Here is a 22,750-nt window from a genome sequence, read left to right as displayed (position 1 = left end):
GTTTAGTTTTTTTCGCAAGGGCCACGCGGATGCAGGCAAATGTGTGGATTCGAGCACTTGGCTTGGCCTGAACGGCGCGGTATGACATGGCGCTAGAAAACCGGACACTTAAGCCTGGGGGCAGGGATGAGCGACGTCGACAGTTTTATTGATGAGGTCACCGAAGAGGTGCGCCGCGATCGCATGTACCTGCTATTGCGCCGATGGGGTTGGGTGGGTGTTGTCGCAGTCGTTGCCATTGTAGGTGGCGCGGCATTCAACGAATACCGTAAGGCGCGCGATACAAATCAGGCCGAAGCTCTGGGTGATGCGATTCTGTCTGCTTTGTCTCAGAATGCATCCGATGAACGCGCAGCCAGCCTGCGAGCGGTCGATGCCTCATCTGCCGGAGGTGACGCGGTTCTGAATATGTTATTGGCTGCATCGCAGGCCGATGCAGGATCGCAACAGGATGCTGTGAACAGCCTGAACGCGATCGCTACACAAGGGGATTTGCCAGAAATCTACCGGGCGATTGCAAGTTTCAAGGCTTTGCTGCTGCAAGCCGACACGATGCCCGTCGCAGATCGCCGTCAACAATTCGAGGCGCTTGCGATACCCGGTGCGCCTTTGCGCTTGCTTGCCGAGGAGCAACTGGCCCTGATTGATGTGACCGAGGGAAGTACACAGGCTGCGTTGGATCGTTTGCAGGCTTTGCGCCAGGACGCCGAAGCCAGCGCCGATCTACAGCAACGCGCAGCCCAATTGATCATTGCGCTTGGGGGTGTGCCCGAGCCTGTCGCAACCCAGCAGGGTTGACCCGGCAGCGAAACGGAACATCACAGGCGAGTTTGTCGAATATGGTAACACGTTATTTCTCACGCTTTGGATTGGTCGCCGCGGCAGTTTCCTTAACTGCGCTGAGCGCATGTCAGGAACCCGAGATTATTCTGCCCGGTGAGCGTGAGGATATTCGCGCCGCCGATGACAACGAAACCGTGGAAACACGTGGCGCCAAGCCAATTAGCATTCCGGCCCAAAGCCGGAACGCGAACTGGTCGCAAAGCCCGGGCACCCCTGCATTCCGCACTACAAATGCCGCATTGAACCCCACGCCACAGCGTATCTGGTCAGCCAACATTGGTTCCGGCGACAGCCGGAAACAGCGGATTACTGCAGACCCGGTTGTTGCTGGTGGTTTGATTTATACGCTCGATTCCGGTGCGACTGTTTCGGCGGTGACGCCACAGGGGCAAGTTGCCTGGAGCACCAATCTGATTCCACCGAATGAAAAAGACGTCGATGCCACGGGGGGCGGGCTCGCTTACGCCGATGGTGTGTTGTACGTCTCATCGGGTTTTGGTCGATTGACCGCGTTAGATGCTAAAACAGGCGCTCAAAAGTGGCAAAAGCGTTTGAATGCAACCGGCAGTGGCGCGCCTTTGGTCAGTGGCGGGATTCTCTATCTGGTGGCCGGGGACGAGACCGGCTGGGCGGTGAACACAAAGGATGGCCGGATCATCTGGCAGATTGACGGCACTCCGAGCGTCGGGAACGTTTTGGGTGCACCAGCGCCGGTCATCGCCTCTGACCTGTCGGTCTTTGCGTTTGGATCGGGGGACATCGCTGCGACTTTTCGCCGGGGAGGCATCTTGCGATGGAACGCATCTGTAGCGGGTGGCCGCCGGGGTCGCGCGGCGGCTCAGATCGTAGATGTGACAGCCGGGCCTATGGTGTCTGGCAATTCGATCCTGATCGGCAACCACTCGGGTCGTACGGTTTCCTTTGATACTGGCTCAGGTGAGCGGAACTGGACCGCTCTGGAAGGTGCGGTTGATACGGTCTGGCCAGCAGGAAACAGTGTATTCCTGATAAGCGATCGCAGCCAGCTGGTGCGTCTGGACGCAGCGGATGGCTCGATTGTCTGGGCAATCGATCTGCCCGGATTCGTCAAGAACAAGCCGGGCCGTCGGGGTCCGATCTTTGCTCACTACGGCCCGATCATGGCCGGAGGGCGGCTGGTTGTAGCTTCGAACGATGGGTATCTACGCTTCTTCAATCCAGTTGACGGCGCGTTGGTCCATCAGATCGAAGTGCCGGGCGGCGCGACCACTGCGCCGGTTGTGGCGGGTCAGACGCTCTATGTCGTTTCGACTAAGGGCGAATTGCACGCTTTCCGTTGACGACAAGATGCGCTAAACGGCGCTTCTTGAGTCTTGAAAGATGAGAACATGTCGCTGACCCTCGCCATTGTGGGGCGCCCGAATGTGGGCAAATCCACCCTGTTCAATCGCCTCGTGGGCAAACGTCTGGCTTTGGTTGACGACCAGCCCGGCGTGACGCGTGATTTGCGCGAAGGCGAGGGCCGTTTGGGAGATCTGCGCTTTACCGTGATCGATACGGCGGGTCTTGAGGACGCGACCGATGACAGCCTGCAGGGCCGGATGCGGCGACTGACCGAGCGTGCTGTGGATATGGCTGATGTCTGCTTGTTCATGATCGACGCGCGGGTAGGGCTTACGCCGACCGATGAAATGTTTGCTGATATCCTGCGCAAAAAATCCAAGCATGTGATCCTTGCCGCCAATAAGGCCGAAGGCAACGCGGCCGATGCGGGTGTGCTTGAGGCTTACAACCTTGGTCTTGGCGAACCGGTGCGCCTGTCTGGCGAGCATGGCGAGGGGATGACTGATCTCTATGCCCAACTTATGCCACTGGCGGATGCGGCAGCGGAAAAGGCACAGGACGACAGCCCCGAAATTGATATCGAACTGGACGAGGATGGCGAGGGTGAAGCCCCTTTGATCACGGCTGATAAACCTCTGCAGGTGGCTGTGGTTGGGCGGCCAAATGCCGGTAAATCCACTTTGATCAACAAGATCATCGGGGAAGATCGTCTGCTGACCGGCCCCGAGGCCGGGATTACCCGTGACGCTATCAGCTTGCGGATCGATTGGGCTGACCCTGATGGCGACAGCACACCGATGCGGATCTTCGACACAGCAGGGATGCGCAAGAAGGCCAAGGTGCAGGAGAAGTTGGAGAAGCTCTCGGTCTCGGATGGTCTGAGGGCGGTCAAGTTTGCCGAAGTCGTCGTGGTTCTGTTGGACGCGGCCATCCCGTTCGAACAGCAGGATCTGCGGATCGCCGATCTGGCTGAACGCGAAGGCCGCGCCGTGGTCGTCGCCGTGAACAAGTGGGACATCGAGGACAACAAGCAAGAAAAACTTCGTGACCTGAAAGAGTCGTTTGACCGTTTGTTGCCACAACTGCGTGGTGCGCCTCTGATCACGGTATCGGCCAAAACAGGTAGGGGGCTGGAGCGTTTACGCGCAGCGATCCTGCGTGCTCATGACGTTTGGAACCGCCGCGTGCCGACCGCAGCGCTGAACCGTTGGCTGACCGCCATGCTGGAACAGCACCCGCCTCCAGCGCCGCAGGGTCGTCGGATCAAGCTGCGTTATATGACTCAGGCCAAGACGCGCCCACCGGGGTTCGTCGTGATGTGTTCGCATCCCGACAAGATGCCCGCAAGCTACAACCGCTATCTGGTCAATGGGTTGCGCGAGGATTTTGACATGCCGGGCACCCCGATACGCCTGACTTTGCGTGGGCAGGGCGACAAGAACCCCTACAAGGGCCGTCGCAAGAAGAACGCAGGCGCCTTGGCCAAGCATCTCAAGGGACGCGCGTAACCCGCGCTAATTTTCAGCATTTTCAGTGAGGGGGCGTGACAGCCCCGTTTCCGCGCGCTAGCATTCAAGTGAGTGCATTTGTATTTGCACGTGCTGCTTGATTGCGGGTCTGCCGCACGTAATTTGAGTTTGAGATTGGTCGGACCACCCTGGGGAGCGGGCGTGATGGATCTGAGAGAATATACAAGACAATACGCGGTACAGGACAATACGCTTGCCGCCCTTAGCTATTTTGGAACATTTGCGGTGTATTTCGCATCGCTGGCTTTGGCGATTACGTATGTGGACCAGTGGTATGTCATGATTCCGGCAGGGATCGTTTTTGCCTTTTCTGCAGTCCGTCTATACGTGCTGCAGCATGATTGCGGTCACCATTCGCTGTTTGAAACCCGTCTGCAAAACGAATGGGCTGGCCACGGATTGTCGCCATTTACCTTCGCCCCGTTCGAAGTGATGAAGCAGAACCATAATCTGCACCATGCTGGGATCGGAAACCTCGAACATCGCGAGACAGGTGAAATTCACACAATGACGCTGCGTGAATGGAACGAAGCCGATTGGAAAACGCGTCTGTTTTATAGGCTTTACCGGAACCCGTTCATTCTTGTGCCGATTGGTGCTTTGTTCACCTACTTCATTCGCTATCGCTGGCCCAAGAATACTGTTCGCTTTGGGGCGGTGGGGGTGCTTCTGCATAACCTTTCGATTATCGTTTTTCTTGGGCTGCTTTACCTGATTGCCGGTACCACCGGTATTATGGTTTGGTTGGTCTTTTCTCTGCTCGGAGGAATGCTTGGCGTGTTCCTGGTGTATTTGCAGCATAACTTCGAAGACACCTATTGGGACCGACGTCCTGAGTTGGACCCCAAGCTAGCAGCACTGGAAGGATCATCGGCATTGGATTTCGGTTGGTGGTTTGACAATGCCGTGGCTTGCATCACCTTGCACGACATTCACCACTTCAATGCGCGCATTCCGTCCTATCGTCTGCGCGCGTGCCACTATAACTTACCCCCGGAATACACGCCGCGTCGGATCAAATTTCCCGAAGCAGTGGCGGCACTGAACCTGAAGCTTTGGGATGAGGAAGCCAAACGCCTTGTCCCATTCCCCAACAGAACCGAACAGCACCGGCTGGCCGAAAGCGGTTAACGTTACAAATGCTGTCACTCTCTCTACTTTTTCGTCAATGCCAAAACATTTACGTTGCCAAGGGGAGACAACGAAAGGAACCGACATGACCGCAGTTACCGACGTGAGTGGGGTAGGGCCAACGCTGGAGCGGGCGCTGAATTCAAAGGGCTTCAAAACAGCAGAAGCCTTAGCAAAGGCCAAACCTGAAGACATTCTTGGTATTCCGCGCGTCGGTATTGCCCGCGCAGCCAAGCTGATCGCAGCGGCGAAGGCTGTTGCAGGTGCCAAACCCAAGGCCGCGGCTCGTGCACCAGCACGCCGCTCAACCAAGCAAAAGCCAGCAGCAAAGCAATCTGCGGTACGTCGGGCAACTGCAAAAAGCAATGCCGCCGCGAACAAGGCCGAGGCCGAGCGAAAAGCCACAGAAGAACGCCTTGCGGCGGAGAGAGTCGCTGCCGAGGCCAAGGCGAAGAAAAAGGCAAAGGCCAAAGCCAAGGCTGAGAAGGCTGCGAAGAAGAAATCCGAAATGGAAGCAGCATTTTCCAAAGCCAAGGAAAAGGTCAAGGAAAAGTCCAAGAAGGGCAAGAAAGACAAAAAGCCCAAAAAGGACAACAAGAAGAAGGACGCTAAGAAGAAGTCTGACAAAAAGTCCGGCAAAACGTCTAAAAAAAAATCTGGTAAGAAGAACAATAAGAAAAAGGCGAAGAAGTAACTCTTCTTCGCCTTGTCAATCGGGAACCGGCATCATCGATGCAGGTTTTGTTATGCGAGTTTACCGTCGATCTGTAGCGTAAGCTTGCCGCCCAGATAGGGGCCCAAGGCTTCAGGCAGGGTCACCGTGCCATCTGCGTTTTGGCCATTCTCAAGCACGGCGATCAGGCAGCGCCCGACAGCCAGACCAGACCCGTTCAAGGTGTGAACATATTCCGGCTTGCCGCCAGCTTCTGGCCGGAAGCGTGCGTTCATTCGGCGGGCCTGGAAATCACCGCAGGTCGAAACCGAACTGATCTCGCGATAGGTGTCCTGACCGGGTAGCCAAGCCTCGATGTCATAGGTGCGACGGGCGCCAAAGCCCATATCGCCCGTGCACAGAATGACGGTGCGATAGGGGATGCCCAGTTTTTCCAGAATGCCTTCGGCGCAGCGCAGCATGCGTTTTTGCTCGTCGTCCGATTTGTCCGGATGCGTGACCGAGACCATCTCGACCTTTTCGAACTGGTGCTGGCGCAGCATCCCGCGCGTGTCCCTGCCTGCCGAGCCCGCTTCGGACCGGAAGCACAGGGAATGCGCGGTATAACGGCGGGGCAGATAGCTTTCCTCGATCATCGTGTCGTTGACGATGTTGGTCAGCGACACTTCGGAGGTTGGGATCAACCACCAGCCCTCGCGGGTCTGATAGCTGTCCTCGCCGAATTTCGGTAGCTGGCCAGTGCCTTGCATCATTTCCGAAAGAACCAGAACCGGGCCGTTAACCTCGGTCAGCTCGTTCTCATTGATATGCGTGTCCAGCATGAATTGCGCCAGAGCGCGATGGATGCGCGCGACGCCACCCGAGAGCAGCACAAAGCGCGAGCCGGACAGCTTGGCAGCGGTTTCGAAATCCATACCGCTCTGGACGGCTTCGATTTCAAAATGCTCTTTCGGTGCAAAATCCAAGGCGCGCGGAGTGCCCCAACGGCTGATCTCGACATTGTCGTTCTCATCCGCACCTTCGGGCACATCCTCTGCCGGCAGGTTGGCGATACGGATCAGCTGGTCGGTCAGCAGAGCGTCCAGGTCCTTGGCTTCGGTCTGCATCTGGGCCACTTCGGCCTTTTTCTCGGCCACCAGCGCGCGCAGACGTTCGAATTCAGCCTCATCGCCGCGCCCCTTGGCGGCACCAACCTCTTTGGAGGCCTTGTTTTGCTCGGCTTGAGCCGTCTCGGCTGCCAGAATCTTGGCGCGGCGACTTTCGTCCAGCCTTAGCAGGTCTGACGACACCGGCGCGTCCCCACGGCGCGCAAGGGCGGCGTCGAAGGCGGCTGGGTTTTCGCGAATGGCGCGGATGTCGTGCATGGTTCAGATCCTTAAATGCGTGAATCACTGAAACCGCTTATGCACCATCTGAAAGGAAGGGTGTAGCGCCGGTTACGACTTATCCGCGTCGTCGTGCGTTTCATGTGCCAGATGACCATCCCACTCTTCCGCTGGGATCTTCGGCTCGGGCGGATCAGCCATGTACGAAGGTGTCATGATTTGCACGTTGTTTTCGTTGAACACGGCAACGATGTTGCGATGCAAATCCGAGCGGATCTTCGGGATGATACTGCCCCGTGTGCTATATCCGTTGATCTGATAATTGATCGCGTAATCCGCCAAAGCAGTCCACAAAACAAAGGGTTCGGGTTTGGCTTTGATGCTCTTGGTACGATGTGCGGCCTCGATCAGCATCGCTTCGACCTTCTCGGGCGGTTCTTCATATCCGATCCCAACCGTTGTATGCAGCAGCAACCCATTGCCATCGGTTTTTTTTGAGAAGTTCACCACGTCCGAATTCATCAATTGCGCGTTCGGGATCGAGATCAGCTCATTCTTGATCGACTTCAGATGTGTCTCCATCAGCTTGATCTGCACTACATCTCCGATGTGGTCTCCGATCTGGATACGGTCCCCGAGCGAAGTCGAGCGGCGATAAATCACGAAAAGCCCCGCCAGCATATTCGAGACCACCGAGTTCGCGCCCAGCGACAGCATCGCGCCGACAAGGATAGTCAGTCCCTGAAAGGCCGCAGAGTCTGATCCGGGAATGTAAGGGACAGCAAAGACCAGTGCGATCAGTATCACAACAACCCGGGCAATGTTAAACGTGGGGCCAATCCAGTGTTTCTCGAAATCGCCAAGATCGAACGATCCCGCTTCGACCGCGTCAAAGAACACGCGCATTCCCCGGATGATATACATCGTTATCCAGGTGATAAGCACCAGCATGATCAGGTTCGGGAAATAGCTGAGGATACCCTTGAAGATCAGCAGGACCGGTTCGGTCAGGTGGGTCAGCAGCAATTGCGCAAAGTATCGCGTTTCGGCAAAGGCCAGCAGAACGAAGGAGAGATAGTAATAGAAGCCAAGGAAAAAGATCACCAGCAATACGAAATTCAGGGCATACCGGATCAATGCCGCTATGGCCTCGGCCTGGACGCTCTTGGCGGTCGCGGTTTCGACGTCTTTGAGATAGCGTTTAACCAGTTTAAGCGTCCGCCGCCTGATGCGTCGGTGTAACCAGAGAATGATGACAACGAATAACGCGAAGCCGAGCGTCCAGGCCAGGGCCTCGATAGCACCCGAAACGCGTGCTTGTTCCGTGCGATTGGCGCGGTAGTTTTCGATCGCCTGTTCAATAGCTTGGCCGTGCAATAACCCGAGAACATTCAGATCCATTTGTTCAAGTTCGGAATCCGCATCGGTCACGATCGAAACCTGGATGCCATCGGCAAATATCCGGATCCCGAATTCAGAGTCCTCGAAGGTTATCGAAACTTTCTTTGCATCCGAGGATTCGGCTACTTCTATGATCTTGTTCTGAACACCCTCCGCCCGCTCGTTTGCGGGCAAAGCGCTGGAGCCGCGCACATGAAACAGGGTATCGCCATCAACGATAACCGGAGCCTGAAAGGTCTGTGTTTCAGAATCCTCTGTGTTTTGTTCTTCTCCGATTACGTTCTGTGACCAAAGTGGTGGTGCCAAGAGACAAAGAGAAACCGTCAAGAGGATTAGGCGAATAAACTTGCCAAAGGTCTGGATTAATTGAATCATTGGGCCCCCCTGGCCACAACTATATCCGACTTGCCGGGGCTGCCTAGAACATATCTGCAACGTCCCGCATCAATCCTGTGCACTTGATAGGTGAATTGCAGATGCGTTTGCTTGCAAACGTCTGAACCAAAGCATAGGTTCGCGCCAACTTTGCAGAGAGCCCTCTGCATTACCAGAACAAAGGAATATGTCATGGAAGGTGGCGCAATCGCCCAGTTTCTCCCGCTGATCCTGATTTTCGGGATCATGTATTTTCTGCTGATCCGCCCGCAGCAGAAGAAGATGAAGGAACATCAGGCCATGGTCGAAGCCGTGCGCAGGGGTGATCAGGTTGTCACGCAAGGTGGGCTGATCTGCAAGGTGTCCAAGGTCAAGGAAGGCGATAACGAGATTGAGGTCGAGATTGCCGAAGGCGTGAAGGTTCGCGTGGTCAAATCGACCATCGCTCAGGTTCTGAACAAGACCGAACCGGCGAAGTAAGTTCGCGCGTCAAATCCTTGAAAAGGCAGGGTAATGCTGCAAATTGATTCCTGGAAACGGGTCCTAATATGGTCGGTCTGCGTGATCGGCCTACTGTTGGCCCTGCCGAATGCGTTCTATACACGCGTTGAGCAATCGAATGATGCCAAAGCCGCAATTGAGCTTGGCATCGATACACCTGAGATGCAGGCAGAGGCGGCGCAATGGCCGAACTGGCTGCCTTCATCGCTTGTCAATCTGGGTCTCGATTTGCGCGGCGGTGCGCATCTGCTGGCTGAAGTTAAGGTTGATGACGTCTACGAATCTCGGATGGAGGCGATGTGGCCCGAAATCCGCGATGCGTTGCGCGATGAGCGCGCCACGGTAGGCACCATTCGCCGCCAAGACTCGGCCCCTGATGAGATTCGCGTGCGCATCAGTCAGCCCGAAGGTATGTCGCGCGCGTTGGAAGTCGTGCGCGGTCTGGCACGTCAGGTGCAAACACTGACCGGGGTCGGGGCCACTGACATCGAAGCCCGCGCCGAAGGAGATACCATTGTTGTACAATTGTCCGAGGCCGAAAAGCTCGCCTCGGATGACCGTACGGTGCGTCAGGCGCTTGAGATTATTCGTCGCCGCATCGACGAAGTCGGCACGCGAGAACCGACAATCCAACGCCAAGGTGCTGACCGGATACTGATACAGGTGCCGGGCATCGGTAGCGCAGGTGAGTTGAAAGACATTATCGGCACCACGGCTCAGCTGACGTTCAACCCCGTGGTGGGGCGCGGTACTGATCCTGACGCCATCGCGGGTGTGGGTGAAGAAGTTGTTCCTTCGATCGATGAGGACGGGGTTTATTACACCTTGGAATCAGCGCCGGTGGTAACCGGGGAAGAGCTGGTCGACGCACAACCGTCATTCGATCAGAACGGACGCCCTGCGGTCAGCTTCCGTTTCAATACTTCTGGTGCCCGCAAGTTTGGTGACTACACGCTAGAAAATATCGGCGCGCCGTTCGCCATTGTTTTGGATGATGAGGTGATCTCGGCCCCTGTAATCCAAAGCCATATTCCTGGCGGTTCCGGCATCATCACCGGTAACTTCACGGTTGAGGAAAGCACCAATCTGGCGGTCCTGCTGCGTGCGGGGGCCTTGCCTGCGGGCCTGGAATTTCTTGAAGAGCGCACCATCGGCCCGGAGCTGGGGCAAGACAGCATCGATGCGGGTAAAGTTGCAACCATCGTGGCGTTTGTCGCAGTATTGGTGTTCATGGCGCTCAGCTATGGCCTGTTTGGCATCTTCGCCAATATTGCGCTGATCCTGAATGTGGGATTGCTATTCGGACTGCTCTCGTTGATCGGTGCCACGCTGACCCTTCCGGGGATCGCCGGGATCGTATTAACGGTCGGTATGGCAGTTGACGCCAACGTACTGATCTTCGAGCGTATCCGCGAGGAACTTAAATCCGCCAAAGGTCCGGCGCGCGCCATCGAGCTGGGCTATGAAAAAGCGCTTTCGGCCATTCTGGACGCGAACGTGACCACTTTCATCACCGCAACCATCCTGTTTGCCATGGGCAGCGGGCCGGTACGCGGGTTCTCCATTACACTTGGTCTGGGTATTCTGACCTCGGTCTTCACCGCGATCTTTGTAACGCGCCTGATGATCGTAATCTGGTTCGAACGCCGCCGTCCGAAAACGATCGAGGTTTGACATGAGACTGAAACTCGTACCGCAAAACACCTCGTTCGATTTCTTCAGCCGCTGGAAGATCTGGCTGGGTATTTCGGGCCTGATGATGGTAATTGCGTTTACCTCGTTCCTTCTGCAGGGGCTGAACTTCGGCATCGACTTCCGCGGGGGCACCACGATCCGCACGCAATCCGCGCAAGAGATCGACGTGGGCGCCTATCGCGACGCCATCGCGCCGCTGGAACTTGGCGACGTGACCATCACGGAGATTTTCGATCCGACATTTGGCGAGGATGAAAACGTCGCGATGATCCGTATTCAGGCACAGGATGGAGCCGAAGCTGTGTCTGCAGCAATCGTGACCGCCGTTGAAGAAGCGTTGACTGTTGCAGCGCCGGACATTCAGTTCGTTTCGGTCGAATCCGTGGGCCCCAAGGTCTCGGGCGAGTTGATCCAGACCGCAGTGATTGCTGTCGCCTTGGCCATCGGCGCGGTGCTTGTCTATATCTGGCTCCGGTTCGAATGGCAGTTTGCTCTGGGTGCGGTCGCCGCGCTGGTGCATGACGTGATACTGACCATTGGTATCTTCTCGGAACTGCAAATTCGCTTTGACCTGGCCATCATCGCGGCGCTCCTGACCATTGTCGGCTATTCGCTTAATGACACCGTGGTTGTCTTTGACCGCGTTCGCGAAAACCTTCGCAAATACAAGAAGAAAGACCTTAAAGAGGTTTTGAATATCTCGATCAATGAAACGCTCAGCCGGACGGTGATGACCTCGGTGACCACGCTGCTGGCGTTGATTTCACTCTATGTCTTGGGCGGGGATGTGATCCGCGGCTTCGTCTTCGCGATGATCTGGGGCGTGATTGTCGGGACCTATTCGTCGGTCTTCGTGGCCTCGACCATCCTGCTGTGGCTGGGGGTCAAACGCGACTGGTCGAAACCGTCGAATACGGCGGGCAACCAATTTGCCAACATTGATGCCTGAGTATTTCGGCCAGACCCCAACCGGTCTGGCCGTACTCATTTTCGCTGCTTTTATTGGGGGCATCGTGCGCGGTTTCTCCGGCTTTGGCACGGCCCTGATATTCCTGCCCATCGCCAGCCCCTATCTTGGTCCCTTCGGTGCCATCATCGCGCTGACAGTTATGGACATATTCGGTCCCATCCCAAACCTACGCCGCGCATGGTCTGTCGTTGACATAGGAGATTTGGGGCGCCTTCTACTCGGATGTGCATTAGTACTGCCGGTGGGTTTATGGCTGCTTACGCGCACGCAACCCGAAGTATTTCGCTATTTGGTCAGTGTGATCTCGTTGTCGATGCTTGTCGTACTGATATTTGGTCTGCGCTATCGCGGGACGGTGCGGCGCCGCATGGTTGTGGCAATTGGCGGGGCAGCGGGGCTACTCGGTGGAGTGGCCGGGATACCGGGACCAGCTGTCATCCTGTTCTACATGTCGCGCACATTGCCGGTTGAGATAATCCGCGCGACGATCCTACTGTTCCTGTTTGTTTTCGATTTGCTGATCCTTGGATACCTCGGCGGGATGGAGCGTCTTTCGCTGGCAAGCATTGGATTGGGCCTCGCGCTGGCGATCCCCAACATCGCCGGTAACTGGCTGGGGGGCTGGATGTTCCGACCCGAACATGAAAGGCTGTACCGCGCCGCAGCCTATCTGGTGATCGCAACAGCGGCCTTGTCCGGCCTGCCGCTTTGGGGCTAGAACCCTCCGCATGCGCTTAAATGAGATCACATATACAAACGCTCAACCCGTCGATGGCTATGGCCCTGGGTTCTTTCGGATCGGTGGGCAGGTTCATAAAGGGGCAGTCTTGACCGGCCCCACCGGAACTTCGATTTGGGCAGGATTCTCGGAGGCGGATCCGCTTTTGGCCTTATCCGAACATGTCGACGTTCTGTTCATCGGTACGGGCAAAGACCTGACCCACATCCCCACCGACCTACGCACTAGGCTAGAAGAGGTGGGGCTGGGTGTCGAAATCATGAACTCTCCGGCTGCCTGCCGCACCTACAACGTGCTGCTTTCCGAAGGCCGCCGCGTTGCGCTTGCGCTAATTCCGGTCTGAGGATCTGTTCTTCATCTGGCTAAAAATATCCCAGGGAGTGTGAGGGGCCGGCCCCTCACTGCGATCCAACCAGCCGCTCTGCGGCAATTCCGACCTTTTGCCCACACGCACAATCCGCTAAGCGGGCTTCATGACTTTGAAGGTAACCGATCTGGCTATCGCACGCGGCGGTGTTCCCGTGCTCGAAGGGCTGAGCTTCTCGCTTGAGGCCGGAAGGGCGCTGATCCTGCGGGGGCCGAATGGGATCGGAAAGACAACATTACTGCGTACGCTTGCGGGCCTGCAGCCGCCGCTGACGGGGCAGATCGACGGGGCAGAAGACCAAATCGCTTACGCGTCCCATTCTGACGGGTTAAAGCCGACCCTCACCGTGGTCGAAAATCTCAACTTCTGGGCGTCGGTCTTTGGCATCCGTGATATCCAGCATGCTCTGGATGCATTTGAGCTGAATGAGTTGGCTGACCGTCATGCGGGCAATCTCTCGGCGGGGCAAAAACGGCGTCTGGGATTGGCGCGAATGCTGGTTACCGGGCGTCCAATCTGGATGCTGGATGAGCCGACGGTCTCGCTGGATCGTCACGCCGTGCAGATGTTCGCGGATGCGGTACGCGCGCATCTGGGGCAGGGTGGTTCGGCCCTCATCGCGACCCATATCGATCTTGGATTGGACGGAGAGGTTTTGGACGTTGGCCCCAACAAGGCCAAACCCAAACCCATCGACGATTTTGACGGAGGCTTCCTGTGATCGCTTTATTGCTGCGTGATCTGAAACTGGCCTTCCGCGCAGGGGGTGGCTTTGGCCTCGGTCTTGCTTTCTTCCTGATCGTCACCGTTCTGGTGCCATTTTCGGTAGGCCCGCAATCCTCGTTGCTTTCGACCATCGCGCCGGGCGTTCTTTGGCTGGGCGCGCTTTTGGCGTGCCTGCTTTCGCTGGACCGTCTGCTGGCGCTGGATTGGGAAGACGGCTCGCTTGATCTGCTTGCCACCGCGCCGCTGCCACTGGAGTCGGTCGTCACCATCAAAGCGCTAGCCCATTGGTTGACCACAGGATTGCCGCTGGTGTTGGCTGCGCCGTTTTTGGGCGTTTTACTAAACCTGCCTGTACCTGGGTTTTCGTGGCTGGTGATCTCACTGCTGCTTGGCACCCCGGCGATGAGCGTTATCGGCACCTTCGGCGCAGCCCTCACCGTGGGCCTGAAACGGGGCGGTCTGCTTCTTTCGCTTCTGGTTTTACCGCTTTACGTGCCGACATTGATCTTCGGGGCCGAGGTTGCCCGACGCGGTGCGACAGGTATGGAGACGCAAACGCCCCTGCTTATGCTGGCAGGGATTACCGCCGCTACGGTCGCACTTTTACCCTTTGCCAGCGCCGCCGTGCTGCGCATCAATCTTAGGTGATGGGAACAAAGCTTGACTGAGGTCAATTGAGAACCACGCCGACTCGGACTAGATAGGGCCCATGACAATCGCAGCCAAAGCCAACGCCCTTTGGGAATACGCCAACCCGCGCAAGTTCCTCGCCACCAGCGAACGGGTCCTTCCGTTCTTCTGGATCGGCGCTGGTCTATGTCTGGTCGTAGGATTGATCTGGGGCTTTTTCTTTACCCCAGATGACTACAAGCAAGGCTCGACCGTAAAGATCATCTACCTGCATGTGCCTGCCGCGCTGATGGCGATCAATTGCTGGATCATGATGCTGGCAACCTCACTGGTCTGGCTGGTGCGTCGCCACCATGTCAGTGCGCTGGCCGCCCGTGCCGCTGCGCCCATCGGCATCGTCATGACGCTGATCGCATTGGCCACCGGAGCGATCTGGGGTCAGCCCATGTGGGGTACATGGTGGGCCTGGGATCCGCGCCTGACCTCGTTCCTGATTCTGTTCCTGTTTTATTTGGGATATGTCGCGCTATGGGAGGCGATCGAAGATCCGGATACCGCGGCTGATCTGACCTCGGTCCTTTGCCTCGTGGGCTCGGTCTTTGCATTCCTCAGCCGGTATGCGGTGAATTTCTGGAATCAGGGGCTGCATCAGGGGGCTTCCGTGATGCGTGCAGGGGCGATCACAGGTACGGATACCGAGGAGAAGGTTAGCAACATCTACTTCTATCCGCTGCTCCTGTGTATCATCGGCTTTGTGCTTCTGTTTATCGCGCTGGTCTTCTATCGCACGGGCACCGAAATCCGAGCCCGTCGAACCAAGGCGCTGATGGCGCGGGAAAGGGTGAACGGATGATCCCTGATCTTGGAAAATATGCCGATACTGTTTTGTGGTCCTATGTTGTATCCATCGGGCTTCTGATTGCGCTGGTGGGATTCAGCGTGATCCGAGGCCGCAAGGTGCGGGCTGAGATGGAGAAAGTCGAACAGAGGATGTCGCGCAATGGCTAAGATTTCGCCCCTGATGATCGCGCCTCCTCTGATTTTCGGAGCCTTCGCTGTGCTTGCTGGAATCGGCATGTTCCGCGACGATCCCAATGCCTTGCCTTCGGCGCGCGAAGGGCAGCCTGCTCCGCCCGTCGTTCTGACAGAATTCGCGGGTAAACCCGGTTTCGACGATGCCACCCTACGTGATGGCGAGGTTAAGCTGGTCAACTACTGGGCCAGCTGGTGCGCCCCTTGCCGCGTCGAACACCCCAATCTACAGGCCCTGTCGGACGAGGGTATTCCGGTTTACGGCATCAACTACAAAGACCAACTGGACAATGCCGAGGCTTTTTTGACTGAGCTGGGTGATCCCTATGCCGGGATCGGACGGGATGAACAGGGTCGTATGGGGCTGGATTGGGGCGTCTACGGCGTGCCCGAGACTTATGTGGTCGATGGTGAGGGCACGATTATTCTGCGTTGGGCCGGGCCGATTACGCAGCGGGTGATCGAAAGCACGATCCGCCCGGCGCTTGAGAAAGCCGCGGGGGGCTCATAAGCGATAGCCACCCGTCACGGTTAACACCTCGCCGGTGATAAACGACGCGGCATCTGAGGCCAAGAATCTAACGGCCTTGGCGATATCCTCGGGCCTTCCAGCGCGTCCTAAGGCGGTGTCGTTGACAAACAGAGCAGTCAGTTCCTCTGACCGGGGAGCCTCGGGGATGTTGATTGCGCCTGGCGCCACTGCGTTGACCCGTATCCCCTCGGGCCCAAGCTCTTTGGCCATGGCGCGGGTCCACAGGTTCAAGGCCGCTTTACTGGCGCCATAGGTCACTGCGTCTCGGGGGGGCAGGACCGCGTTCATTGATGAGATGCTGACGATTGAGGCATCGCGTTTCAGATGCGGCAGCGCGGCGGTTAACAATGCGGCTGGAGCCAGTAGGTTAAGGTCCAGAATGGCGCGATGATTCTCGGCCTGAAATTCTTCTTTCGGCGTAGATTTCACCAGACCGGCGTTATTGACGATCACATCAAGCCGCCCAAAGTGCTGCACTACCTGTTCGATCACCTTGGCAGGCTGATCTGGCGCGGACAAGTCGGAACGTATAGCCAGTTTATCCCCGACCAAAAGATCTGGCATCGGTTCGCTCGACAGCCATGTAAATGCAATGCGGTGATCGCGGCCCAGGTCTTCGACGATTGCGCGCCCAATGCCGCGCGCGCCGCCGGTTATCAATGCGACTTTTTCCATAGTCGCAGAAAATCGGTAAAGCGGCAGAGATTCAAGCAGCTACTTGCGAACCAAAATCCAGATCATTGCGCCTATGAAGGCAAATGTGGTCAGGTTCATCAGGGTGTCTGTCAGATCACCGATCAGCATGGGTTTGCCCCTCCTCTCGTAACCCTCGGAATAGGCAGACCATCAGCAGAACCGAGATGAACACAAAGGGTAGCGCTCCAAGTGAAATCAGGACTTTGACCGAGTCCACCGAGCCCGACAGGATCATCGCGACGCTCAACAGGCCCAGTAATGCGCCCCAGAGCAGGCGCACGCGCGGTGGCGGATTTTCATCCCCCTCGGTCGAGAATGTGCCCAGCACAAAGGCCGCGCTGACGACGCTGGTTACGATGAACAGAAACGCCGCGGCTACGGTTGCGAGTGTTGTGATCAGCGACAGCGGCAAACGGTCGAGCAGGGCGAAGGTCACACGCTCGATGTTTGTTTGCGTATAGGCCAACAGCTCTCCGGCACCGTTGAGCGCCTCAAACAGACCGATGCCGCCAAAGGCGCCGAACCAGAGGATCGAGAACAGTGTGGGTGCGAAGAGCACTCCGATCACGAATTCTCGGATCGTGCGACCGCGAGAGATGCGCGCGACGAACACGCCGACAAATGGACCCCAGGCGATCCACCAGACCATGTAGGTCAGGGTCCAGTCGCTGAACCATTTGGTGACGTCATCGCCAAAGAACGTGAAGGTCTGAAAGCCCCGAGGGATGACATTGGTGACGTAATCGCCAAACCCCTGAACCACAGTGTTCAACAGATACTCGGTGGGGCCGAGGACCACTGTGTAGGCCACCAGGCAGATCGCGATCAGCATTGCTGCATTCGACAAGCGCGCCATGCCTTGGCCAAGGTCGATCAATAGAGCAGGGATATACGCTGCGACCATCGCCAGGAAAACAACACCGATCAGAAGGGCACCAACCGTTTCCCGACCACCCAGAACCGCGATCCCGTCCGCAACCTGAAACACGCCCATGGCCATGGAGCCGCCAACGCCAATGGCGATTGCGACGATGGCCATGAAGTCCGACAGCCAACCCACGCGCTCGGCCCAGCGTTCTCCGGGGAACAGGCTTTTGATCGGGGCGCTGACCATCATGCCCGTCCCGCGCCGAAAGCTGAAATAAGCGATGGTCAGCGCGGTGGAGCCGTAAATCGCCCAGGCGTGCAGGCCCCAGTGGAAGTTCGTCGCCAGCATCGCCTGCTGCGCGGCAACATAATCGGGGGCCATGCCTGAGATGAAATTGAAATGGGTTAGTGGCTCGGCGACAGCCCAGAACAGCAATCCGACGCCCATTCCGGCCGAGAACAGCATTGAGATCCAAGTGGCGGTCGAGAACTCGGGCTCTTCATTATCCCGGCCCAAACGAATGTTGCCATAGGGCGAAAATGCCAGAACCAAACACCCGATCAACATGCCCGAGGCCGCGAGCATCACGAACCAGCCGCGACTGTGGAAGGTTTGCTGCACGATGCCGTTGGCCCAGGATACTAAACTCTGGATATCGATCACGCCCCATACCCCGATCACCGAGATGACGCTGAGCGAGCAAACCAGCAAGGCGTTAGGTTTTTTCATAGTGATTGGGTTCCAGATGTGCTTTCGCCCAACAGTTTCAGATTTTTGAATGAATGGCCAGAAAACAAAACCCCCGGCGCTGGGCCGAGGGTTAAGATTGGGTTGTAAGCTATTGCGTTACGGAGATTTTGCGAGGTTGCGCAGCACATATTGCAGCACACCGCCGTTTTCGATGTACTCGATTTCGGGCGCGGTATCGATGCGGCACTTCAGGGTGATGGTCTTCTCGGCCCCATCGCCATAGACGATTGTGCAGGGCACCTCTTGCAGCGGTTCAACCGAATCCAATCCGTGGATCGAGACGGTTTCATCGCCTTTCAAGCCCAGCTTCTTGCGATTGTCGCCGCCGGTGAACTCGAACGGGATCACACCCATTCCGACGAGGTTCGAGCGGTGGATACGCTCAAAGCTCTCAGCGATCACGGCTTTGACGCCCAGCAAAGCGGTCCCTTTGGCCGCCCAGTCACGAGAAGATCCCGCACCATATTGTTCGCCGCCAAAGACAACCAGCGGCGTACCATCGGCCTGATAGGCCATTGACGCGTCATAGATCGACGTCTGCTCGCCATCGGGTCCTTTTGTATAACCGCCTTCAACGCCGTCCAGCATCTCGTTCTTGATGCGGATATTGGCGAACGTGCCGCGCATCATGACCTCGTGGTTGCCACGGCGCGACCCGTAGGAATTGAACTCGCGCGGCTGAACCTGACGTTCAATCAGGTACTTACCGGCCGGAGTTGTTGTCGCGAAGGACCCAGCGGGTGAGATGTGGTCGGTGGTGACCATATCACCCAGGACGGCCAGCACCTTCGCCCCGTCGATATTCGAGATTGTGCCGGGTTCATGTCCCATGCCCTGGAAATAGGGTGGGTTCTGGATGTAGGTCGAAGCAGGTGGCCAGTCGTAGGTTTCGGCATCGGTGGTCTCAACCGACTGCCATTTCTCGTCGCCTTTGAAGACGTCGGCATATTTCGACTGGAATGCCTCGCGCGTCACGGTTTCCTGCACCAGATCGGAGATTTCCTTTTGGCTCGGCCAGAGGTCTTTCATGAAGACATCATTACCGTCCTTGTCCTTGCCGATTGGCTCGGATGTCAGGTCGATATCCATGGTGCCCGCCAGTGCGTAAACGACAACCAGCGGCGGTGAGGCCAGATAGTTGGCGCGTACATCAGGCGAGATCCGACCTTCAAAGTTCCGGTTCCCGGACAGAACCGAGGTCGCGACCAGATCGCCCTCGGCAATCGCTTCGCTGATTTCTTTCTGGATCGGTCCAGAGTTACCGATACAGGTGGTGCAGCCATAGCCCACAAGGTTAAATCCGATCGCATCCAGATGTTCCTGCAGGCCAGCGGATTCAAGATACTCGGACACCACCTGCGATCCGGGGGCCAGCGAGGTTTTGACCCAAGGCTGCCGGTTCAGGCCCAGCTCATGCGCTTTCTTCGCCACCAGACCAGCGCCAATCATGACATAGGGGTTCGACGTATTGGTGCAAGAGGTGATCGAGGCGATCACGACCTTGCCGGACTCCATTCCATATTCTTCACCTTTGACTTCGACCTGTTTGCCCATTGGGCGCTTGAAGGTTTCTGCCATTTCCTTGGTGAAAGCGGCTTTGGCGTCGGTCAGCGCGACATAATCCTGCGGACGTTTCGGGCCCGAGATCGCGGGAACGATCGTGCCCATATCCAGCGACAGGGTGTCGGTGTAGATCGGGCTGTAATTCTCATCCCGCCAGAACCCGTTTTCCTTGGCATAGGCTTCGACCAATGCCAGACGATCCTCATCGCGCCCGGTATTGCGCATGTAGCGCAGGGTTTCGCCGTCGATGGGGAAGAACCCACAGGTCGCGCCGTATTCGGGGGCCATGTTGGCGATGGTCGCCCGGTCGGCCAGAGGCAGCCGGTCCAGTCCTTCGCCGTAGAACTCGACGAATTTGCCGACCACACCTTTCTCGCGCAGCATCTCAACGACCTTCAGAACAAGGTCTGTGCCGGTTGTTCCTTCAACCATCGAACCCGTCAGTTCAAAGCCCACAACCTCGGGGATCAGCATCGAGATCGGTTGACCCAGCATCGCGGCCTCAGCCTCGATCCCGCCAACGCCCCATCCCAAAACGGCCATGCCGTTCACCATGGTGGTATGGCTGTCGGTGCCGACCAGTGTGTCGGGATAGGCAACTTCTTCGCCGCTTTGATCCGTGTCGGTCCAGACGGTCTGGGCCAGATATTCAAGGTTCACCTGATGGCAAATGCCTGTGCCCGGGGGCACAACGCGGAAGTTATTGAATGCACTCTGACCCCATTTGAGGAACTGGTAGCGCTCCATATTGCGCTCATACTCGCGGTCTACATTCATCTGAAATGCGCGCGGGTTCCCGAACTCGTCGATCATGACCGAGTGGTCGATGACCAGATCAACCGGGTTGAGCGGGTTAATTTTCTGTGCGTCACCACCCAGCGCTTTGATGCCGTCGCGCATCGCTGCCAGATCAACCACAGCCGGGACGCCAGTAAAGTCCTGCATCAGCACACGGGCAGGGCGATAGGCAATCTCGCGTGGGTTCTTGCCGCCATTTGCGCCCCATTCGGCGAAGGCCTTGATGTCATCTACGGAGACCGAGAACCCGTCATCCTCGAAGCGCAGCATGTTTTCCAACACCACTTTCAGCGCGGCAGGCAGGTTCGAGAAATCACCCAGGCCTGCTTCTTGAGCAGCTGGAATCGAGTAATAGGAAATGGATTTACCATTCACGCTCAGACTGCGGCGTGTTTGGGTTGTGTCCTGTCCGACCTTGATGGGCATCTTTGGCCTCCCTCTCGAATGATTTGGATACTGGAGTTCGCTATGGCCTATCTGCATCACGGCACGCGTTGTTTCAAGGTGCAACGGGTCGCATACATGGAAAATTGTATACCATTGCACACATTTGGTCGAGGATTGAAGGCTTCGGTCTCAAGAAACCTTGATTGGCAGTTTTTTCAGTTTCGATCTAAACCAGTTGAGCACTCCGCGAAAACTGAGAGAGATAATGTATAGATCAGCCGCCGTGACCGCGTTTGTTTCGCTTTTTCTTGCCGTTTCAGCAGACGCTCAGGATGATCCGGTTGTTGTCGAGCTGTTTACATCGCAAGGGTGTTCGTCCTGCCCGCCCGCGGACCGGATCATGCATGAACTGGCCAAGCGGGATGATGTGATCGGGCTGGCGCTGCATGTGGACTATTGGGACTATATTGGGTGGAAAGACGAATATGCTGATCCCGACCATACGGAGCGTCAGAGAGCCTATGCGCGCGAAGGTGGGCGGACGATGATTTATACACCTCAGATGGTTGTGAACGGTCAGCAGGACGTGGTGGGTGCAAAGTCGTTTGAGTTGGAACGGCTGATCGACGCGCACCAGACCGCAGCGCCCCAAGCCGAGGTTAGCGCCACGCGTACGGCTAACGACGTGACTGTGGACGTTGTCCCGGTCGAGTTGGCGCAAGATGAAACCTATGATGTGCGGGTCGTGCAGTACTCACCGATGCGTCACGCCTCAATCCGGCGTGGGGAACTGGCTGGGCACGAACTGGATTATGCGAATGTGGTTGAGAATTGGCAGGTGGCCGGTCACTGGGATGGCCAAACACCGCAGAGCTTCACTGCGTCGCTGTCATCGGATTTACCGGCGGTAGTTCTGATCCAACGTACAGAGCATGGTCCGATCGTCGCTGCGGCAAGAGTCGAATAATCAAGGCATGTCTTTGGGTTGAACGCCTAGTCCACGCCAGGCCTTCCAGCGGCGGTGAATCCAGAACCATTGCCCCATATGTTGACGCACCATCGCCTCCAGATCGTCATTGGTGAACTGGGTCATGCTTTTGGCATCGGTATGAGGGACCGGGTCGTGCAGGACGATGTCAAAATCGATCCCATTGGGTTGGCGCACCGCATAGCAGGGGATCAGCACGGCCTTGTACTTGATCGCAAGTTCCGCGTTCAGCACCGAAGTCACGGCGGGTTTGCCGAAAAAGGTCAACTCTTCGCCGCCATGCGCATGCAGATCGGATACGATGGCGATAATACCTCCGCTTTTGAGCGACCTGACCATCTCAACCATGCCCCGGCGCCCCTGTTCGAACATGGGGGAACCAGTCTGATGGAATGCTTCGACATACATGTCGTTGAAGTACGGGTTAGCCATGCGGCGATAAAGGCAGCCGATGGGTCGACCGCTGCGGGCCTGCAAAGCGACGCGCGCTGCCAGATAATGACCAAAATGCGCAGTGATCATCATCACCGGACGTCCCTCGGCGACGGCGGTATCAAACGCCTGGACACCCGATCCAGAAACTTTGGCCTTGCTTTGCCGATCAATGAAACCATCGGCCGAAAAGTGCTCCATGATCGCGCGACCAGCATTGTCAGGCACGGCGCGGCAGATTCGTTTGACCTCGGCCTCGGGTAAGTCGGGGCAGGTGAGTTTCAGGTTGCGGCGCACACGGGTCCGGAAACCAACCAAAGGCGCAAGCCAGCGAACAATTGCTCCCATCGCGCCGATACGGCGCTCGTATGGCAGCAGGCGCATACAGCCGATCACACCGGTCAGAAACAAGTTGGCGATGTAGTATTTTCCAAGCTCAAAGCGGCTCAGTTCCGACTTTTCGACGGGCATGGGGA

General features: G+C 57.0%; 22 protein-coding genes. 16 read left to right on the top strand and 6 right to left on the bottom strand.

Translation table 11 applies throughout. The features are described 5' to 3' along the window. The first annotated feature begins 126 nt into the window (after positions 1-126). The 5 genes from ACR0KN_RS17720 to ACR0KN_RS17700 all read left to right on the top strand — a co-directional run bounded on the left by ACR0KN_RS17720 (position 127) and on the right by ACR0KN_RS17700 (position 5,520). A complete protein-coding gene (locus tag ACR0KN_RS17720) occupies positions 127-798 on the top strand; it encodes a hypothetical protein (RefSeq protein ID WP_170540696.1) in 672 nt (223 codons plus the stop codon). 41 nt (positions 799-839) lie between these two features. Further along, complete coding sequence (locus ACR0KN_RS17715) at positions 840-2,162, top strand: PQQ-like beta-propeller repeat protein (RefSeq protein ID WP_170773131.1); 1,323 nt, start codon at positions 840-842, stop codon at positions 2,160-2,162. A 48-nt stretch (positions 2,163-2,210) separates the two neighbouring features. Continuing rightward, positions 2,211-3,674, top strand: coding sequence for a ribosome biogenesis GTPase Der (der, locus tag ACR0KN_RS17710; protein WP_480655384.1), 1,464 nt, complete (start codon positions 2,211-2,213; stop codon positions 3,672-3,674). Positions 3,675-3,839: 165 nt separating this feature from the next. Further along, positions 3,840-4,826, top strand: coding sequence for a fatty acid desaturase (locus ACR0KN_RS17705; RefSeq protein WP_480655382.1), 987 nt, complete (start codon positions 3,840-3,842; stop codon positions 4,824-4,826). 37 nt (positions 4,827-4,863) lie between these two features. Further along, positions 4,864-5,520: a helix-hairpin-helix domain-containing protein gene (locus ACR0KN_RS17700; protein ID WP_480655380.1), complete on the top strand. Its 657-nt coding sequence runs from the start codon at positions 4,864-4,866 to the stop codon at positions 5,518-5,520. A gap of 50 nt (positions 5,521-5,570) precedes the next feature. On the opposite strand, the gene serS is transcribed toward ACR0KN_RS17700, so the two are convergent. Then, positions 5,571-6,863, bottom strand: a complete 1,293-nt coding sequence (gene serS / locus ACR0KN_RS17695) for a serine--tRNA ligase (RefSeq protein ID WP_480655378.1) — start codon at positions 6,861-6,863, stop codon at positions 5,571-5,573. Between the two features lie 72 nt (positions 6,864-6,935). Next, on the bottom strand, positions 6,936-8,600 hold the full coding sequence (locus ACR0KN_RS17690; protein WP_480655376.1) for a mechanosensitive ion channel family protein: 1,665 nt from the start codon (positions 8,598-8,600) through the stop codon (positions 6,936-6,938). Between the two features lie 192 nt (positions 8,601-8,792). Between ACR0KN_RS17690 and yajC the strand changes: the two genes are divergently transcribed. From yajC to ACR0KN_RS17640, 10 genes are all read left to right on the top strand, one after another. Continuing rightward, positions 8,793-9,080 (top strand): preprotein translocase subunit YajC, encoded by a 288-nt coding sequence (yajC, locus tag ACR0KN_RS17685; protein WP_480655374.1) that lies wholly within the window; start codon positions 8,793-8,795, stop codon positions 9,078-9,080. A gap of 33 nt (positions 9,081-9,113) precedes the next feature. Further along, positions 9,114-10,775 carry a protein translocase subunit SecD gene (gene secD, locus ACR0KN_RS17680; protein WP_010442043.1) on the top strand — a complete coding sequence of 554 codons (1,662 nt, stop codon included), beginning with the start codon at positions 9,114-9,116 and terminating at the stop codon, positions 10,773-10,775. Position 10,776: 1 nt separating this feature from the next. Continuing rightward, on the top strand, positions 10,777-11,745 hold the full coding sequence (gene secF, locus ACR0KN_RS17675; protein WP_010442044.1) for a protein translocase subunit SecF: 969 nt from the start codon (positions 10,777-10,779) through the stop codon (positions 11,743-11,745). Beyond that, positions 11,738-12,484, top strand: coding sequence for a TSUP family transporter (locus ACR0KN_RS17670; protein ID WP_480655372.1), 747 nt, complete (start codon positions 11,738-11,740; stop codon positions 12,482-12,484). Before secF ends, ACR0KN_RS17670 begins: the two co-directional genes overlap by 8 nt. Before the next feature lie 10 nt (positions 12,485-12,494). After that, positions 12,495-12,848, top strand: coding sequence for an Mth938-like domain-containing protein (locus ACR0KN_RS17665; RefSeq protein ID WP_170472307.1), 354 nt, complete (start codon positions 12,495-12,497; stop codon positions 12,846-12,848). 130 nt (positions 12,849-12,978) lie between these two features. After that, the gene (gene ccmA / locus ACR0KN_RS17660) at positions 12,979-13,593 is read left to right on the top strand and encodes a heme ABC exporter ATP-binding protein CcmA (RefSeq protein ID WP_480655369.1); all 615 of its coding nucleotides are present in this window, start codon (positions 12,979-12,981) and stop codon (positions 13,591-13,593) included. Continuing rightward, a complete protein-coding gene (gene ccmB / locus ACR0KN_RS17655) occupies positions 13,590-14,246 on the top strand; it encodes a heme exporter protein CcmB (protein WP_074733966.1) in 657 nt (218 codons plus the stop codon). Before ccmA ends, ccmB begins: the two co-directional genes overlap by 4 nt. Before the next feature lie 61 nt (positions 14,247-14,307). Continuing rightward, positions 14,308-15,081: a heme ABC transporter permease gene (locus ACR0KN_RS17650; protein ID WP_010442049.1), complete on the top strand. Its 774-nt coding sequence runs from the start codon at positions 14,308-14,310 to the stop codon at positions 15,079-15,081. Further along, positions 15,078-15,236, top strand: coding sequence for a heme exporter protein CcmD (gene ccmD, locus ACR0KN_RS17645; RefSeq protein ID WP_010442050.1), 159 nt, complete (start codon positions 15,078-15,080; stop codon positions 15,234-15,236). Before ACR0KN_RS17650 ends, ccmD begins: the two co-directional genes overlap by 4 nt. Next, positions 15,229-15,771, top strand: a complete 543-nt coding sequence (locus tag ACR0KN_RS17640) for a DsbE family thiol:disulfide interchange protein (protein WP_010442051.1) — start codon at positions 15,229-15,231, stop codon at positions 15,769-15,771. Before ccmD ends, ACR0KN_RS17640 begins: the two co-directional genes overlap by 8 nt. On the opposite strand, the gene ACR0KN_RS17635 is transcribed toward ACR0KN_RS17640, so the two are convergent. From ACR0KN_RS17635 to acnA, 3 genes are all read right to left on the bottom strand, one after another. Next, positions 15,766-16,467: an SDR family NAD(P)-dependent oxidoreductase gene (locus ACR0KN_RS17635; protein WP_480655366.1), complete on the bottom strand. Its 702-nt coding sequence runs from the start codon at positions 16,465-16,467 to the stop codon at positions 15,766-15,768. The genes ACR0KN_RS17640 and ACR0KN_RS17635 overlap by 6 nt on opposite strands. Positions 16,468-16,582: 115 nt before the next feature. After that, positions 16,583-18,085, bottom strand: coding sequence for a BCCT family transporter (locus tag ACR0KN_RS17630; protein ID WP_480655364.1), 1,503 nt, complete (start codon positions 18,083-18,085; stop codon positions 16,583-16,585). Positions 18,086-18,202: 117 nt separating this feature from the next. Further along, entirely contained in the window at positions 18,203-20,893 is a 2,691-nt protein-coding gene (acnA, locus tag ACR0KN_RS17625; RefSeq protein WP_480655362.1) for an aconitate hydratase AcnA, read from the bottom strand. 226 nt (positions 20,894-21,119) lie between these two features. Between acnA and ACR0KN_RS17620 the strand changes: the two genes are divergently transcribed. After that, complete coding sequence (locus ACR0KN_RS17620) at positions 21,120-21,821, top strand: DUF1223 domain-containing protein (RefSeq protein WP_480655360.1); 702 nt, start codon at positions 21,120-21,122, stop codon at positions 21,819-21,821. Here the strand turns inward: ACR0KN_RS17620 and ACR0KN_RS17615 are convergent, their stop codons facing one another. Beyond that, positions 21,822-22,745: a lysophospholipid acyltransferase family protein gene (locus ACR0KN_RS17615; RefSeq protein ID WP_170473356.1), complete on the bottom strand. Its 924-nt coding sequence runs from the start codon at positions 22,743-22,745 to the stop codon at positions 21,822-21,824. Positions 22,746-22,750: the final 5 nt, after the last annotated feature.

The sequence above is a fragment of the Ruegeria sp. AP7 genome, assembly GCF_056539905.1.
Note: the sequence above shows the minus strand (reverse complement) of the source record. Positions and strands in the feature narration are given on the sequence as shown.

Excerpts from the sequence above, each read along its gene's own strand:
- ACR0KN_RS17720 (WP_170540696.1), top strand. The coding sequence starts at position 127 with ATGAGCGACGTCGACAGTTTTATTGATGAGGTCACCGAAGAGGTGCGC.
- ACR0KN_RS17715 (WP_170773131.1), top strand. The coding sequence starts at position 840 with ATGGTAACACGTTATTTCTCACGCTTTGGATTGGTCGCCGCGGCAGTT.
- der (WP_480655384.1), top strand. The coding sequence starts at position 2,211 with ATGTCGCTGACCCTCGCCATTGTGGGGCGCCCGAATGTGGGCAAATCC.
- ACR0KN_RS17705 (WP_480655382.1), top strand. The coding sequence starts at position 3,840 with ATGGATCTGAGAGAATATACAAGACAATACGCGGTACAGGACAATACG.
- ACR0KN_RS17700 (WP_480655380.1), top strand. The coding sequence starts at position 4,864 with ATGCCAAAACATTTACGTTGCCAAGGGGAGACAACGAAAGGAACCGAC.
- serS (WP_480655378.1), bottom strand. The coding sequence starts at position 6,863 with ATGCACGACATCCGCGCCATTCGCGAAAACCCAGCCGCCTTCGACGCC.
- ACR0KN_RS17690 (WP_480655376.1), bottom strand. The coding sequence starts at position 8,600 with ATGATTCAATTAATCCAGACCTTTGGCAAGTTTATTCGCCTAATCCTC.
- yajC (WP_480655374.1), top strand. The coding sequence starts at position 8,793 with ATGGAAGGTGGCGCAATCGCCCAGTTTCTCCCGCTGATCCTGATTTTC.
- secD (WP_010442043.1), top strand. The coding sequence starts at position 9,114 with ATGCTGCAAATTGATTCCTGGAAACGGGTCCTAATATGGTCGGTCTGC.
- secF (WP_010442044.1), top strand. The coding sequence starts at position 10,777 with ATGAGACTGAAACTCGTACCGCAAAACACCTCGTTCGATTTCTTCAGC.
- ACR0KN_RS17670 (WP_480655372.1), top strand. The coding sequence starts at position 11,738 with ATGCCTGAGTATTTCGGCCAGACCCCAACCGGTCTGGCCGTACTCATT.
- ACR0KN_RS17665 (WP_170472307.1), top strand. The coding sequence starts at position 12,495 with ATGCGCTTAAATGAGATCACATATACAAACGCTCAACCCGTCGATGGC.
- ccmA (WP_480655369.1), top strand. The coding sequence starts at position 12,979 with ATGACTTTGAAGGTAACCGATCTGGCTATCGCACGCGGCGGTGTTCCC.
- ACR0KN_RS17650 (WP_010442049.1), top strand. The coding sequence starts at position 14,308 with ATGACAATCGCAGCCAAAGCCAACGCCCTTTGGGAATACGCCAACCCG.
- ccmD (WP_010442050.1), top strand. The coding sequence starts at position 15,078 with ATGATCCCTGATCTTGGAAAATATGCCGATACTGTTTTGTGGTCCTAT.
- ACR0KN_RS17640 (WP_010442051.1), top strand. The coding sequence starts at position 15,229 with ATGGCTAAGATTTCGCCCCTGATGATCGCGCCTCCTCTGATTTTCGGA.
- ACR0KN_RS17635 (WP_480655366.1), bottom strand. The coding sequence starts at position 16,467 with ATGGAAAAAGTCGCATTGATAACCGGCGGCGCGCGCGGCATTGGGCGC.
- ACR0KN_RS17630 (WP_480655364.1), bottom strand. The coding sequence starts at position 18,085 with ATGAAAAAACCTAACGCCTTGCTGGTTTGCTCGCTCAGCGTCATCTCG.
- acnA (WP_480655362.1), bottom strand. The coding sequence starts at position 20,893 with ATGCCCATCAAGGTCGGACAGGACACAACCCAAACACGCCGCAGTCTG.
- ACR0KN_RS17620 (WP_480655360.1), top strand. The coding sequence starts at position 21,120 with ATGTATAGATCAGCCGCCGTGACCGCGTTTGTTTCGCTTTTTCTTGCC.
- ACR0KN_RS17615 (WP_170473356.1), bottom strand. The coding sequence starts at position 22,745 with ATGCCCGTCGAAAAGTCGGAACTGAGCCGCTTTGAGCTTGGAAAATAC.